12 protein-coding genes are annotated in these 14,077 nt (G+C 71.1%); 7 read left to right on the top strand and 5 right to left on the bottom strand.

Features of this window, described 5'->3' with window-relative positions; all coding sequences use genetic code 11:
• The first annotated feature begins 581 nt into the window (after positions 1-581).
• The 5 genes from EFE23_RS25005 (at position 582) to EFE23_RS24985 (ending at position 6,550) form a co-directional block, all read left to right on the top strand.
• The gene (locus tag EFE23_RS25005; protein WP_199737223.1) at positions 582-3,146 is read left to right on the top strand and encodes a putative bifunctional diguanylate cyclase/phosphodiesterase; all 2,565 of its coding nucleotides are present in this window, start codon (positions 582-584) and stop codon (positions 3,144-3,146) included.
• A gap of 133 nt (positions 3,147-3,279) precedes the next feature.
• Complete coding sequence (locus EFE23_RS25000) at positions 3,280-4,701, top strand: glycosyltransferase 87 family protein (RefSeq protein WP_123243361.1); 1,422 nt, start codon at positions 3,280-3,282, stop codon at positions 4,699-4,701.
• Positions 4,702-4,758: 57 nt separating this feature from the next.
• Positions 4,759-5,391 (top strand): phosphoribosyltransferase, encoded by a 633-nt coding sequence (locus EFE23_RS24995; protein ID WP_123243360.1) that lies wholly within the window; start codon positions 4,759-4,761, stop codon positions 5,389-5,391.
• A gap of 23 nt (positions 5,392-5,414) precedes the next feature.
• Entirely contained in the window at positions 5,415-5,792 is a 378-nt protein-coding gene (locus tag EFE23_RS24990; protein ID WP_123243359.1) for a TFIIB-type zinc ribbon-containing protein, read from the top strand.
• 77 nt (positions 5,793-5,869) lie between these two features.
• Entirely contained in the window at positions 5,870-6,550 is a 681-nt protein-coding gene (locus EFE23_RS24985) for a maleylpyruvate isomerase N-terminal domain-containing protein (protein ID WP_123243358.1), read from the top strand.
• Positions 6,551-7,492: 942 nt separating this feature from the next.
• Here the strand turns inward: EFE23_RS24985 and dnaB are convergent.
• Entirely contained in the window at positions 7,493-8,896 is a 1,404-nt protein-coding gene (gene dnaB / locus EFE23_RS24980; RefSeq protein WP_123243357.1) for a replicative DNA helicase, read from the bottom strand.
• A gap of 393 nt (positions 8,897-9,289) precedes the next feature.
• On the opposite strand from dnaB, the gene EFE23_RS24975 reads away from it, so the two are divergent.
• Positions 9,290-10,798, top strand: coding sequence for a hypothetical protein (locus tag EFE23_RS24975; RefSeq protein ID WP_123243356.1), 1,509 nt, complete (start codon positions 9,290-9,292; stop codon positions 10,796-10,798).
• Positions 10,799-10,867: 69 nt separating this feature from the next.
• Here EFE23_RS24975 and rplI read toward each other — a convergent pair whose 3' ends face one another.
• The 4 genes from rplI to rpsF form a co-directional block, all read right to left on the bottom strand.
• Entirely contained in the window at positions 10,868-11,314 is a 447-nt protein-coding gene (gene rplI, locus EFE23_RS24970; protein WP_123243355.1) for a 50S ribosomal protein L9, read from the bottom strand.
• Between the two features lie 14 nt (positions 11,315-11,328).
• A complete protein-coding gene (gene rpsR, locus EFE23_RS24965) occupies positions 11,329-11,568 on the bottom strand; it encodes a 30S ribosomal protein S18 (RefSeq protein ID WP_013289355.1) in 240 nt (79 codons plus the stop codon).
• 41 nt (positions 11,569-11,609) lie between these two features.
• A complete protein-coding gene (locus tag EFE23_RS24960) occupies positions 11,610-12,137 on the bottom strand; it encodes a single-stranded DNA-binding protein (protein WP_199737222.1) in 528 nt (175 codons plus the stop codon).
• Positions 12,138-12,217: 80 nt separating this feature from the next.
• Complete coding sequence (rpsF, locus tag EFE23_RS24955; protein WP_089004747.1) at positions 12,218-12,508, bottom strand: 30S ribosomal protein S6; 291 nt, start codon at positions 12,506-12,508, stop codon at positions 12,218-12,220.
• A 659-nt stretch (positions 12,509-13,167) separates the two neighbouring features.
• On the opposite strand from rpsF, the gene EFE23_RS24950 reads away from it, so the two are divergent.
• Positions 13,168-13,950: a deoxyribonuclease IV gene (locus EFE23_RS24950; RefSeq protein ID WP_123243354.1), complete on the top strand. Its 783-nt coding sequence runs from the start codon at positions 13,168-13,170 to the stop codon at positions 13,948-13,950.
• Positions 13,951-14,077 lie beyond the last annotated feature (127 nt).

The raw sequence follows: 14,077 nt of genomic DNA, 5'->3' as shown, positions 1-14,077 counted from the left end.
GGCTGACCCACACCTCACCTCGGCTACGCCCAAGAGGCGAATCTCCGCCAATCCTTCCTCCGCCTCCGCGACGCGAAATTGAGTAACTACTGCATTTCCGGCAAGAGATGGCGAACACCTCTTAACGCCAGATAACGCGCGATCGTGCGGGCCAACTACAGAAGATATCAGAGAGCGACGATGCTTCTTCTGTCCGTCGAACAGCAGGCGTGCGTCGAACAGCAGGTGGTGGCGACCAGCGCGCGAGCTCATGGAGCCGACACCAAACAGCTGGAGACATCCGGTAGCCGCGCACTTGATAATCACCATTGCGACGTCGCCTCAAATATGCGTTCAGTCTTGAAACAGAGACAGCGAGTGACAAGAGGCCGGGACATTTTCGCATTCTGCGCATATGGACATCTAATGTCATCAACACTGTCGAAAAGCCATAAGATGGCCACTTGTCGGCGGAAGCCCGGAAGAGCGGGCTCCCAGGATCGAGCGAAGGGTGAGGCAGATGCGCGGCAACGACTGGCTCTGATCAGCCTTCCGGTGCACCCGATCGAGCCGTACAGTACGGGTACACGCACCGCAACCAAATGAGCGCGGTGGAGGCAGACCACGTGAATCGCGCCATCACACGCGACAATGGGACCGATCGGCGGCTGCTGCTGCTTGTCGGTCTCGTCGTGTTTGCGGCTGCGGTCGCGTTGGCGGTCAGTATTCAGCTCGTCTACGTCAGGGGCCTGACCACGTCGGCGGATCTGACGCGGGCCGCCACCCTGACGTTTCTCGTAGCCGTCGCGGCCACCGTCAACGTCCGTATCCGCATCCGCGCCACCACACACGGCATCTCCTGGACGGACGCGGCCTCAGTGATCGGTCTGGCCGTCGCTCCCGTGCCGTGGGTGGTCATCGCCACCGGTCTGGGTGTCGCAATCATCCGGGTGCTCGGCCGACTTCCACCCATCAAGTTGGCCTTCGGCGTCGCCAAGGAGATGACGGTCGCGGCGGCCGGCGGACTGGTCCTGATCGTCTCGGGCTGGACGTGGCCCTGGTCCGGGCCGGTGGCGCGATCGCTTCCCGCCCTGGTGCTGGCGTATTTGACGGTCGTCGTGCTGGACGAGTTGCTGATGTTCCCCGTCCTGGCGTTCGCGACCCGCACACCGATCCGCAACCGGTTCCGCCAAGGGCTCGATCTCCGCCTGGCGAGCGTGGTGGCCCGTTTCTCAGTGATCCTCTCGAGCCTCCTCATCCTCCGCATCAACCCGACCTTCCTTGTCATCGTGCCGCCGCTCGTGTTGAGCCTGCATCTGGCCAACTCAGGCCGTCTGCGCAGCCGAGCGGAACGGGACGCCTGGCAGCGTCTCGCCCGCACCACGGACGCGCTCAACGTGGTCGATCTGGACGAGGTGCTGACCACCGGCGTCACCCAGGCGACCGAACTCTTCTCCGCCGACGAGGTCGACATCGAACTGCACGAGGAGAATCGCCTCGTACGAGGTGCTGGCGGAGCGATCACCTTCCGGGGCACGGTCGGGGAACCAAGTGCCATCGAGGGTTCGATGCTCTCCACCCCTCTCGAAGGGCACGACCAGAACATCGACATCGGCGTGCTCCGGCTGCGCTTCGCCGGGCCCGTTCAGCTCTCCGAGCGGGAGCAGTACACCCTGCGTACCTTCGCCTCGGCGCTGTGCACGGCGGTCCGCAACGCGCAGGCGTACGCCGAGCTGGCCCGGGTCGCCGAGGAGCACGAGTACGCCGCCACCCACGACGCGCTGACCGGGCTCTCCAACCGCCGGCACCTGCTCGACGAGGGCACCGAGCAGCTCACCAACCGGCACGCCGAGGGCGTCACGGCGCTCGTGCTGATCGACCTCAACCACTTCAAGGAGGTCAACGACACCCTGGGGCACGGCGCCGGCGACCAGGTGCTGATGCAGGTCGCCGACCGGTTGCGGGCAGCGGCCCGTCCCGACGACCTGGTGGCCCGGCTCGGCGGTGACGAGTTCGCCGTCCTGCTGCGCGGGCTGCCCGCCCCGGCGATCGCGACGCACCGCGCCGAGTCCCTGCTCGATACGTTGCACGAGCCGCTCGACCTGGACGGCATGCGGATCAGCGTGGAGGCCAGCGGCGGCATCGCCGTCGCCCCGACCAGCGGCGGGATGCCCGAGCTGCTCCGTCGCGCCGACGTGGCGATGTACCAGGCCAAGCGGACCGGTCAGCGGATCTCCACGTACGCCCCGACCCGCGACACCGCCGACCTGGGCCGGCTCACCCTCGGCGGCGAGCTGCCCCGGGCCGTCGCCGACCACGAGTTCACCGTCACCTTCCAGCCGATCGTCGACCTCGGCAGCGGCGCGGCCATCGGTGCGGAGGCGCTGGCCCGCTGGCACCACCCGACCCACGGCATGATCGACCCGCTGCGGTTCCTGGAGGCGGTGGAACGCTCCGGCCTGCTGCCCGCGTTCGCGGAGGCGATCCTCGACCAGGCGCTGATCGCGGCCGGCACCTGGCGCTCCGCCGGGTTCGACCTGCCGGTCTCGGTGAACGTGTCCCCGCGCAGCCTGCTCGACCCCCGTTTCCCCGGGGCCGTGCTGGCCCGGCTGCGGGCGCACGACCTGCCGCCCGACCGCCTCGTCCTGGAACTGACCGAGACCCTCACGCTCAGCCAGCTCGACGTCGTCGACCAGGTGCTCAGCCGGCTCCGCGACTCCGGCGTACGGCTCGCGCTCGACGACTTCGGCACCGGCTACTCCTCGCTCTCCCTGCTCTCCCGCATCCCGGTGCACGAGCTGAAGATCGACCGCAGCTTCGTCACCGCCATGGAGAGCGCCCCGGAGGCCGCCGCGGTCATCCGCTCCACGCTGGACCTCGGCCGCAGCCTCAACCTGACCGTGGTCGCCGAGGGCGTGGAGAGCGAGCCGCAGCGGCGGGCGCTCTGGGAGCTGGGCTGCGCCGCCGGGCAGGGGCATCTCTTCGCCCGCCCGCTGCCGGCCGGCGCGCTGCTCGCCGCCCTCAAACGGGGCGCGGGCGGGCGGCCGGGCACCCTCGCCCCGCCGCTGCACGACGCCGGCGCGGTGATCCGCCTGCCCGGCCGCCGCACCGGAGGCCGGAACCGGACCGCCGGCACCGGCCGGACCGGCGAACGCGGCGGAGGCTGACCGCGTTGATCCACCCGGGGATGCGGCAAGTCGGTCGCTTCTGAGACCCGGATACCGCGGTTCGCCGCCCACCGGGTCGATCAAGCGGGCCGGTGCCCCGTGCGACGCCGACGCGTCTGCCAGACTGGCCGGCGTGACCGCCGACCCCGACCGGGCCGACCCCCGCCAACCGCCGCCAGCCGGGGACGAATCGCGCCCCGGCCCACCGGCGACCAACGGCACCCCCGCCAACCGTCGCGGGCCGGCGACGACCTCCGCCCCGGCCAGCCGCCGCGGGCCCGCGACGAACTCCACCCGCCGCTGGCAGGCCGTCGACACCGCCGCCGGCGGCCTCGCCCTCGACCTGGGTCTCTACGCCGTCTCGGCAGCCTTCGCCGCGGTCACCGCCGCCACCTCCACCCTGGCGCCGCACCGCGCCTGGGGCACCATCGCGGCCGCCGGCTACCTGCTCACGGCGCTCCTGGTGACCGGACAACTCCTCGCCCGGCGCCGCCGCCCCGGCACCCCCCTGGCCGAACTCCCGGCCCGCTGGGCGGTCGCCGCACTCGCCTGGGCCACCACGGCGCTGCTGCCGATCGTCGCGCAGAGCGCGCAGCGGGCGGCCGGACGTACCGACCGGGCGCAGGAAGAGGTGGTGGTGGTCGAGCAGGCCGGCATCCGGCTCGCCGAACACGGCACCCCCTACCTCGGCCACGACGCCATCGCCGTCCTCCCACCGGCGGAACAGTTGCTCGGCTACACCCCGTACCAGCCGGGAATGGCGCTGTTCGGGCTGCCCCGGGCCGTCACCGCCGCCTGGTGGACCGACGCCCGGGTGTGGTTCGCCCTGGTCACCGCGCTGGCGCTGGCCACCGCGGTGACCACCCTGCGCGCCGCGCCCGCCCCCGACGCGCCCCGCCGGGACGCCGCCGTGCTGCGCGGCGTCCAGGCCGCCACCGTCCTGCCGATCTGCGCCCTCACCCTGGCCACCGGCGGCGACGACCTGCCCGTACTCGCGCTCTGCCTGCTCGCGCTCGCCCTCGCCGCCGCCGGCCGGCCCGGCCGGGCCGGCATCGCCGTCGGGGCGGCCGGCGCGCTGAAGCTGTTCGCCTGGCCGGTCGCGCTCGTGCTGGTCTGCTGGGCCGTCACCCGCCGGGCCGGCCTGCGGACCGCCCTCGGCGCCCTCGGCCTGCCGGCGGTCGCCCTCCTCCCCGCCCTGCTGGTCGACCGGGACGCGCTGGTGGAGAACGTGCTGCGCTTCCCGCTCGGGCACGGGCTGGTGACCAGCCCCGCCCAGTCCCCGTTCCCCGGCCACCTCATCGCCGCCGCGCTGCCCGCCGGCCGGATCATCGCCGCCGCGCTGCTCGTCGCGGTCGGCGTGGCGATCGCCGTCCGGCTGCTGCGCCGCCCGCCGCGCACCGCCGCCACCACGGCGCTGATCTGCGGGTACGGGCTGCTCGCGGCGATCCTGCTGATGCCCTCCACCCGGTTCGGCTACCTGCTCTACCCGGTCGCCCTACTGGTCCTGGCTCCCGCGCTGGCGCTCGCCGAGAGGCACCGGGTGAGCATCGCCTGACCGGCATTCCGGGCAACTGCCCGACACGGACGCCGGGCAGGGCGTACACCTGAGGACATGACCACCTACCGCGACCGGGCCGATGCGGGCCGACGGCTCGCCGACAAGCTCACCGACCTGGCCGGACGGCCGGACGCCATCGTCCTCGGCCTGGTACGTGGCGGCGTGGAGGTCGCCCGGGTGATCGCCGACCGGCTTCGCGTACCCATGGACGTCCTCGTGGTCCGCAAGCTCGGCGTGCCGTACGCGCCCGAGGTGGCCTACGGCGCGCTCGGCCCCGGCGGGGTGCAGGTGCTCAACGAAATGGTCGCCGACCGGATCGGCGAGACCGACAAGACCGAGGTACGGCAGCGGGAGCAGGCCGAACTGGAACGCCGTGAAGGCCTCTACCGGGCGGGTCGCCCGCCGCTCGACCTCACCGGGCGGACCGCGGTCATCGTCGACGACGGACTGGCCACCGGCGCCACCGCCCGCGCCGCCGTGCAGGTCGCCCGCCACCTGGGCGCGGCCCGGGTCGTCGTGGCCGTGCCGGTCGGCTCCCGGGAGGCGTACGACATGCTGGCCGCCGAGGCCGACCAGGTGGTCATCCTGGAGACCCCGCCCGACTTCATGGCGGTCGGCGCGTACTACGAGGACTTCCACGAGGTCTCCGACGACGAGGTGACGCAGGCACTCACCGCCACCGCGTGAGCCCACCGGGTACCGTCGGTCCCATGCAGCTCACCTGCCCCAAGTGTCACGGAGACATGCGCCAGTACGAGCGCAGCGGAGTCATCATCGACCAGTGCGGCGAGTGCCGCGGCATCTTCCTCGATCGTGGCGAGCTCGAAAAGCTGTTCGAGGCCGAGGCGAACTGGAACCGCCAGCACGCCGCCCCGCAGCAGCCGGCCCCGGCGACCGGCGGCTACACCCCGCCCCCGCCCCCGCCCGCCGCCCCGCACCAGCCCGGGTACGGCACCGTCCCGCCGCCCCCTCCGCCGCCGCCCGGCCACGGCTACGCCCAGCCCGCGTACGGCCAGCACTACGGCTACCACGGCCACTACCGGCGCAAGAAGAAGCACCACGGCTTCCTCGGCGAACTCTTCGACTGACCGCGGTCGCCCGGCCGGGCCGTCCACCGGCCCGGCCGCGCCGTGCCGGCCGGACCCGGCCGTGACAGGCTGCCCTCATGACGTTCCGGGGGCAGCACCTCGCGCTGGCACAGGCCTACGACGGCATCACACGGGTGGTCGGCGGGCTGGACGACACCGACCTGCAACGACCGACCCGCTGCCGCGGCTGGCTCATCGCCGACCTGCTCTTCCATGTGCTCTGCGACGCCCAGCGGGCCCTGGTCGCCCTGGCCAGTCCCGCCGAGGGTCCGGCCGACGTGGACGACGTCAGCTACTGGCGCGCCTTCGCGGGCGGTGCCGGCGACGCCGGCGCCCGCCACGCGTGGTGGGCCCGCCGCTCGGCGGCGGCGTTCGACCGGCCCAGCGGCGTCGTCCGGATCTGGACCGACACCGCCCCCGCCGCCGTCCGCGCGGCCGGCGCCGCCGACCCCGACGGGTACGTCACCACCCAGGGACACGTGCTTCGCGTACCCGACTTCCTCGCCACCCTCACTACCGAGGCGGTCATCCACCACCTCGACTTGATCGTGGACCTGCCGGACGCTCCGGCACCCGGCGCTGCCGCGACCGCCGTCGCGGTGACCACCGTGGACGGCCTGCTCAGCGACGACACCGTCCGGCCCGCCGGCTGGGACGACGCGGAATATCTGCTCAAGGCCGCCGGCCGGCTGCCGCTCACCGAGCGCGAGCGGCGCGACCTGGGCGAGGCGGCCGGCTGGTTCCCGCTGCTCGGGTGAACATCTACCGAGCGCTCGTGTACCGCCTCGCAATTATTCGTTCAGCAATTTCGGCCTTACGGGGAAGGGCAGTTCCGGCGCCAGCATAGAGCAACGCGACTATCCGTTCGGCGGGTCCGCAGGTCGTCCCCATGGTGAAGATGCTCTTGTGGGGCCTCACCGAGAGCTTGACAATCCCTTCCCCTTGCAGGAACTCGGCGAACGAGTCAAGGATGTGACGTCGTCCAACAACTCTGAACTGTGCGAACGATCGAGTACTCGGGGCAGGTCGATTATAGATTCCAAGCGAGCCATCACCGTCGACAATGCCACGCCAGAAGTCACGTGAGGCAGCAAGCCGTTCGTCTAGCACGTCCTTGTAGCGCCCCAACTCAATAAGCCGATCCGCCAGCCTGTGGGACCGTATTGAGAACTGGCAGGATCCGTGGGTAGGGCTTACAGGCGAGATGCTGTTGTCGCAGCAGAGGAAGTCTCTAAGGGCTACAAGGTGCTCGCGATCGCGCTCGGCCAGGCCTAGCGATATCTGGGGCATGTAACCTTGGCGGTAGCTTACGCATCCGTCAGCGAACAAGAACCCGATCCAGTAACAGGCATCCGAGTCGAAGCTGTCGAAGGCGTCGTGGCGCAAGCGGTGGGAGACCCCTGGGATGAGAATGCCCTTGCGGGACACAAGGCCCCGAACAGATGGGGCTGTCACGCCGAAACTAGCAGCTATGCGACTGATAGGCGCGCCCCCAAGGAATTGGTTGACAACCTCGGATCTTTGGGCGTCGGTCAGCTTGCCCACACGGCGCGCTGGCACTCCTCGCCGACGAAGGATGCCACGGATCGCCTGCCTCGTCACTCCATAGCGCTCACTGATACGCGTGATACTTTCACCGCTCGTCGCAGCCGATAATATTTCTTCCCGCTGCGTCGGCGTCAATCGGTGCCTTGGACTTGTCATACGATTGCCATGTCTACGAAGCGAGAGAGATGGAGCTGAGCCGCCACCGTCACGGTGTCGGTCGGTCCATTTCGATGCTTGGCGATTATGAAGTCCGCCTCTCCGGCCCGCGGCGACTCCTTGTCGTAGTAGTCGTCGCGGTGGAGGAGGATGACAACGTCAGCATCCTGCTCAATCGACCCTGATTCGCGCAAATCGGACAGCTGCGGTCGCTTGTCGGTGCGCTGCTCCGGACCACGGTTCAGCTGCGACACCGCGATGACCGGGCACTCGACCTCCTTGGCCAGCAGCTTGAGGCCACGCGACAGGTCGGCGACCTCCTGCTGCCGGCTCTCGGTGCGCTTCGGCGAGGTCATCAGCTGGAGGTAGTCGACCACGATCAGCTTGAGGTCGTGCTTCTGCTTGAGCCGCCGCGCCTTGGACCGGATCTCCATCAGGTTCATGCTCGGCGTGTCGTCGACGAAGAGCGGCGCCTCACTGATCTCGCCCATGCAGCGGGCCAGCTTGGTCCAGTCGTCGTCGGAGAGTTGGCCGCTGCGCAGCACGTGCAGCGGGACCCGGGCCTCGGCCGAGAGGAGCCGCATGACGATCTCGACCTTGCTCATTTCCAGCGAGAAGATCGCCGACGCGTGGTTGTAGCGGATTGAGGCATTTCGGGCAAAGTCCATAGATGCGGTCGATTTGCCCAGACCCGGCCTGCCGGCCACGATGATGAGTTGGCCCGGGTGCAGCCCGTTGAGCAGCCGGTCAAGGTCGCTGAAACCGGTCGGTACGCCGGTCATCACGCCGCCCTGCGCGCCGACGGCCTCGATCTCGTCCAGGGTCGGTTGGAGCATGTCGGCCAGCACCGCGAAGTCCTCGCTGACCCGCTTCTCGGTGACCTCGTAGACGGCCTGCTGGGCCAGGTCGACGACGTCGTCGACGTCGCGGCTGCCGCCCTGGCCGGTGCCGTAGCCCAACTGGACGATCTTGGTGCCGGCCTCGACCAGGCGGCGCAGCACCGCGCGCTCGCCGACGATGCGGGCGTAGTAGGCGGCGTTGGCGGCGGTGGGGACGCTGGCGATCAGCGTGTGCAGGTAGGGCGCGCCACCGATCCGGGCCAGGTCGCCGGAGTCGGCCAGAGCGGCCGCGACGGTGATCGGGTCGGCTGGTTCGCCCCGGCCGTAGATGTCGAGGATGGCGTCGAAGATGGTGGCGTGCACCGGGCGGTAGAAGTCGTTGGACTTGAGGATCTCGACGACGTCGGCGATGGCGTCCTTGGAGAGCAGCATGCCGCCGAGGACGCACTGCTCCGCGGCCACGTCCTGGGGCGGGGTCTTCTCGAACTGCCCATCCCGCTGCGGCGGCGTGGACGACGGCCCCCCGGTCCGCTCCGTCCGCTGGTCGTCGGTGACCGACACGGGTCCCCCCTCGCTGCGTCGGATCGAATCCCGGTCTACCTCCGGGGTCTGACAGCTCCGACGACCCTCCGGTCGATCGGGGGCCATCGCCCGGACGGTCGGGGGACCACGATACGGAACCCGAGGTCAGCCCCTCAACAATGCCGGTGGACGAGCCTCGGGACAACCTGTGGACGCCGAGGGCACCGCATGTGCGCAGGGTGTGCACAGGGTGTGGAAAACTGCGGCCAATTTCTGTCCACAAGTGCAGTGACCTGGGATCCTGCTATCCCCGCCCTGTGGACAACAGATTTCGGGTGAAGCTTCGGAGCCGTTCGTCCCGTACTATCTCTGCGAACGGCTACACCTGGACAGCGGATTGCACTTTCGGTTGAGAAGGGTCACGCTCCGGCCGTGAGTTACCGGGACTGGGGAGGCGGGGGAAGCAGCCCGCCCGAGCGCCAGCCGATCGCCCCGTGGGACGATCCCGGCCAGCCGCTCCCGGCGGACCACGCGTCCGGGCGTTACCGCACGCCGAGCCGCCGGCGCGCCATCGAGCGCGGCCAGGACGAGCCGGTCGAGACGTACCTTCCCCGGTGGGCGTTGGAGTCCGGCGTGAGCCGGGCCGACGGCGGGGGCCGGCACGCCGCCCCCGACGAAGACGAGGACGTCGAGCCGCCGTACTCCGGCGGCGGCCGGGGCACGGCCGGCGGGTGGCGCCGCGAACTGCGCGCCATCGGTGCCGGGCCGGTGAGTGAGCACACCGCCGAGTGGACCTTCGACGCTCCGCAGGAGCAGGGGTACGTGGGGAGCCGGCGGGCCGAGTCCAGCGAGGACGACCCGGTGTCCGGGCCGGCCCCGCGCAGCCGGCCGCGGCGGGCTCCGGCCCGGCGGCCGCAGGTGACCTGGTCCGGGCTGGAGGACGGCGCGTCGTCGGACGCGGAGAGTGACCGGTGGGCGTCCGGTTCGACCGGGTGGGCGCGGTCTGCCGACTCCTGGTCCCGGCCGGCGGCCGACCCGTGGAGCCGGGGCCGGTCGGTCGAGGCGGATCCGGCGGAGCAGCCGGCGGTCGACCCGTGGGACGCCTCCGGCGTGCACGCCTGGGACCGGTCGGCTGTCGAGCGGTGGGACGGCGCGGGCCGGTGGGAGCGTACGGAGCACACCGGCGAGTGGGACCGCATCTCGGACACCGGCCAGTGGGGCGGGTCGGCCGACGCCGGCCAGTGGGGCGGCGCCGCCGACACCGGCCGGTGGGGCCGGTACGCCGAGGTCGACCAGTGGGACCGGACGGTGCCGCCGGCGCCGGTCCGGGAGGGCTGGGCGTCGGCGGAGCAGGCCGAGGCGTTCTGGTCCGGGACCCGGCTGGCCGGTGACGATCCGCGCTGGATGGAGACGCCGACCTCCGCACCTCGCTCGCCGGTGGTCCCGTACCCCGCTGCCCGTCCGCGTACGGTGCCGCGGGGCCGCCCGGTCGATGCGGTGGGGGCGGGCGGGGCGTCGGCCCTGCGCCGGCGGGTGGAGGTGGCCGGCGGGTCCTGGAACCGCCGGCTGGAGGAGGACCTGCTCGACCCGGATCCGGGGGGGCCGCTCCGGCCGCTGATCTACACCGCCGCCTGTTATCTGGTGCCGGCGCTGCTGGCCTTCGTCGGGCTGCTGTTCCTCGACGGGCAGGCCCCGGCGGGCTGTGTCACGGACATCACCGGCGGCGGCTGCGATTCCCCCCGTACGCACGCCTTCGCGTCGCTGCTCGACGGCGGCCCGCGGTTCGGGCTGGCACTGGTGAGCAGCCTGGTCGTGGCGGTGGTGCTGCGCCGGGTCGGGACGACGTGGCGGTCGGCGACGGTGGCGTTGGCGGCGGCGGTCGTCGGCGGCGGCCTCTCGACCGTGGTGATCAGCGCGGTGACCGGCCAGCCGATCGGCTGAGCACTGTCCGGACGGGCGAAAGGGCCCGCACCGGAGTCCGGTGCGGGCCCTTTCGTCGTGCTGTCGGTGTCAGCCCTTGACGACGTTGAGGTCGAACTTGGCGGTCACCTCGGGGTGCAGCTTGATGCTCACCGGGTAGGAGCCCAGGGCCTTGATGTGGCCGGGCAGCTCCAGCCGGCGACGGTCCAGGCTGGGACCGCCGGCGGCCTTGACGGCGTCGACGATCTCGGCCGGGGTGACCGAGCCGAAGAGCCGGCCGCCGTCGCCGGCGCGGGCCTTCAGGTTGACCTTCAGGCCCTCGATCTGGGTCTTGACCTCGTTGGCGTGGCCGAGGTCGCGGATCTCGCGGACCTCGCGGGCCCGCTTGATGACCGTGACCTGCTTCTCCGCGCCCTTGGTCCAGGCGATCGCGAAGCCCTGCGGCAGCAGGTAGTTACGGCCGTAGCCGTCCTTCACCTCGACGATGTCACCCGGGGCACCGAGGCCGGACACCTCCTGAGTCAGGATGATCTTCATGTCGGTGCCTCCTCTCAGCGGGTCGTGGCCGTGTACGGCAGGAGCGCCATCTCGCGGGCGTTCTTGACCGCACGGGCGATCTGCCGCTGCTGCTGCGAGGTCACGCCGGTCACCCGCCGAGCGCGGATCTTGCCGCGGTCGGAGATGAACTTGCGCAGCAGCGCGGTGTCCTTGTAGTCGATGTAGGTGATCCCATCCTTGTCGAGCGGGTTCACCTTCTTCTTCGGCTTGCGCAGTGCCGCAGCCTTGGCCATTGCTCTTGCTCCTGGTTTGCGATCGCGGGCGCTCGGCGCCATTAGAACGGGGGCTCCTCGTCGAAGTTTCCGCCGCCCGAACCACCGCGCGAGGGAGCCGGGGAGGCCGAGGCCCAGGGGTCGTCGAAGTTGCCTCCGCCGCCACCCTGGCCGCCACCACCACCGAAGCCGCCACCGCCACCCGAGCGGGACATCTTCTGCACCTTCGCCGTGGCGTAGCGCAGCGACGGGCCGATCTCGTCGACCTCCAGCTCGATGACGGTGCGCTTCTCACCCTCTCGGGTCTCGTACGACCGCTGACGCAGCCGGCCGGACACGATCACCCGGGCGCCGCGCTGCAGCGACTCGGCGACGTTCTCGGCGGCCTGCCGCCAGACCGTGCACGAGAGGAACAGCGGCTCGCCGTCCTTCCACTCGCCGGACGCCTTGTCCATGAAGCGGGGCGTCGAGGCGACGCGGAACTTGGCGACCGCCGCCCCGGAGGGGGTGAACCGCAACTCGGGGTCATCGGTCAGGTTGCCGATGACCGTGATGGTGGTGTCTCCTGCCATGACCATCTCCTCGCGCACTCATCGTTTCGCCCTCACAGGCTCTCAGAGCCCTCTGACAGCGTCGATGAGGCTTGATCCGGACGTGCCGGGTCAGATGCTCAGCGCATCTCCGGACGGATGACCTTGGTGCGCAGCACGGACTCGTTGAGTCGCAGCTGACGGTCCAGCTCAGCCACCGCCTCCGGCGTCGCCTGGAGGTCGATGACGGCGTAGATGCCCTCGGCCTTCTTGTTGATCTCGTACGCGAGGCGCCGGCGGCCCCACACGTCGGTCTTCTCCACCGAGCCACCCGCGGTCCGGATCACGTTCAGGTACGTGTCGAGCGACGGGGCGACGGTGCGCTCCTCGAGGCTGGGGTCGAGGATCACCATGATCTCGTAATGACGCAAGACGTGCTCACCTCCTGTGGGCTAAGCGGCCACGGTCCTTCCGTGGCAGGAGGTCGTGCGTCGTGGCCCGTGCCGGCGCGGGGGAACCCGGCCGGACGCGGACAACCGGACCAGGATACCCGGTCCGGACGATCATGCCCGGGCCGGTCGGGTGCGGGATCCCGGGCGCGGCGACAGGGGTCCACCTCCGGCTCCGGAGGTGGACCCCTGTCCACGGGGCCGCGGGGCGTCCCGTCCGCATTCCTTGGGTGGGACCTGGGGAGGAACGACCACACCGATGAGGTTGGATCGAGGACGCCCCGCGGAGCTTTATCGTGTTGTTACCTGGTCTGACCATACAACGGCTCTCGTCACCTCTTGGGGTAAATGGAGGAATTTGCCCGGCGGATCTGCGATAGAGCCGTCCGATGTGACGAGCCGGGTCACGCCCCGTCGTGCCGGGCCGCACGCCGGGGCGTCCCGTTTCCGGGTGGTCTTCCCCTCGCCCGGGCGCGCTGTGGAATCGCGTCCGGGCGGAGCGTCGACCATCGATCCCACCTCGGACAACGACCACCGGGCCGGCAGGTGACGCTGGTCGCCGTAGCCGGGCCCGATCCGCACGCCCGGGCGGCCGGCCGCGGTCGTCCCGCGCGTCGGGGTCGCGACGTAGGCTGCCCTCCATGCGAATCGGAGCCCACGTCGACCCGACCGACCCGCTGGCCGAGGCGGCCGCCCGGGACGCCGAAGCGGTGCAGTTCTTCCTCTCCGATCCCCAGGGGTGGAAGGCCCCGAAGCCCCGGGAGGACGCCGAACGGCTGCGCGACGCCGACGTCGACCTCTACGTCCACGCGCCGTACGTGATCAACGTGGCCACCCTGAACAACCGGATCCGCATCCCGAGCCGCAAGCTGCTCCTCGGCCACGCCTCCGCCGCCGCGGCGGTCGGCGCCAAGGGCCTGATCGTGCACGGCGGCCACGTCAACGCCGGCGACGACCTCGCGGTCGGCTTCGACAACTGGCGCAAGACCTTCGCGTACGCGGCGGACTCGGGCGGCTTCCCGCTGCCGGTCCTGATCGAGAACACCGCGGGCGGAGACAACGCCTGCGCCCGCCACCTCGACGCGCTGGCCCGGCTCTGGGACGCGCTCGGCGACTACGAGGTGGGTTTCTGCCTGGACACCTGCCACGCGTACGCGGGCGGCGAGGAACTGCTGGGTCTGGTCGACCGGGTCAAGGCGATCACCGGCCGGATCGACCTGATTCACGCCAACAACTCCAAGGGCGCGTTCAACTCCGGGCAGGACCGGCACGACAACCTCACCGGCGGGACGATCGATCCCGAACTGGTCGTGGCGGTGATCCGGGCGGCCGGGGCCCCGGTCATCGTGGAGACCCCGGGCGGCGTGGCGGGCCAGGCGGCCGACATCGCCTTCCTGCGTGAGCAGTTGGGGACCGCGGCATGACCACCGAGCGGTCGGACGCGACCGCCACCGGCCGCCCCGCCGCGCCGCCCGCCACCAACGGGACCGACCGGGCGGACGCGACCGCCGCCGGCCGCCCCGCCGCGCCGGCCGCATCGACATGCCCTCG

This window comes from Micromonospora solifontis, assembly GCF_003725545.1.
GTDB classification, from domain to species: domain Bacteria; phylum Actinomycetota; class Actinomycetes; order Mycobacteriales; family Micromonosporaceae; genus Micromonospora; species Micromonospora solifontis.
The sequence above is the reverse complement of the archived record's forward strand: the minus strand, read 5'-3'. Positions and strand labels throughout refer to the sequence as shown.

Excerpts from the sequence above, each read along its gene's own strand:
- EFE23_RS25005 (WP_199737223.1), top strand. The coding sequence starts at position 582 with ATGAGCGCGGTGGAGGCAGACCACGTGAATCGCGCCATCACACGCGAC.
- EFE23_RS24995 (WP_123243360.1), top strand. The coding sequence starts at position 4,759 with ATGACCACCTACCGCGACCGGGCCGATGCGGGCCGACGGCTCGCCGAC.
- EFE23_RS24990 (WP_123243359.1), top strand. The coding sequence starts at position 5,415 with ATGCAGCTCACCTGCCCCAAGTGTCACGGAGACATGCGCCAGTACGAG.
- EFE23_RS24985 (WP_123243358.1), top strand. The coding sequence starts at position 5,870 with ATGACGTTCCGGGGGCAGCACCTCGCGCTGGCACAGGCCTACGACGGC.
- rplI (WP_123243355.1), bottom strand. The coding sequence starts at position 11,314 with ATGAAGATCATCCTGACTCAGGAGGTGTCCGGCCTCGGTGCCCCGGGT.
- rpsR (WP_013289355.1), bottom strand. The coding sequence starts at position 11,568 with ATGGCCAAGGCTGCGGCACTGCGCAAGCCGAAGAAGAAGGTGAACCCG.
- EFE23_RS24950 (WP_123243354.1), top strand. The coding sequence starts at position 13,168 with ATGCGAATCGGAGCCCACGTCGACCCGACCGACCCGCTGGCCGAGGCG.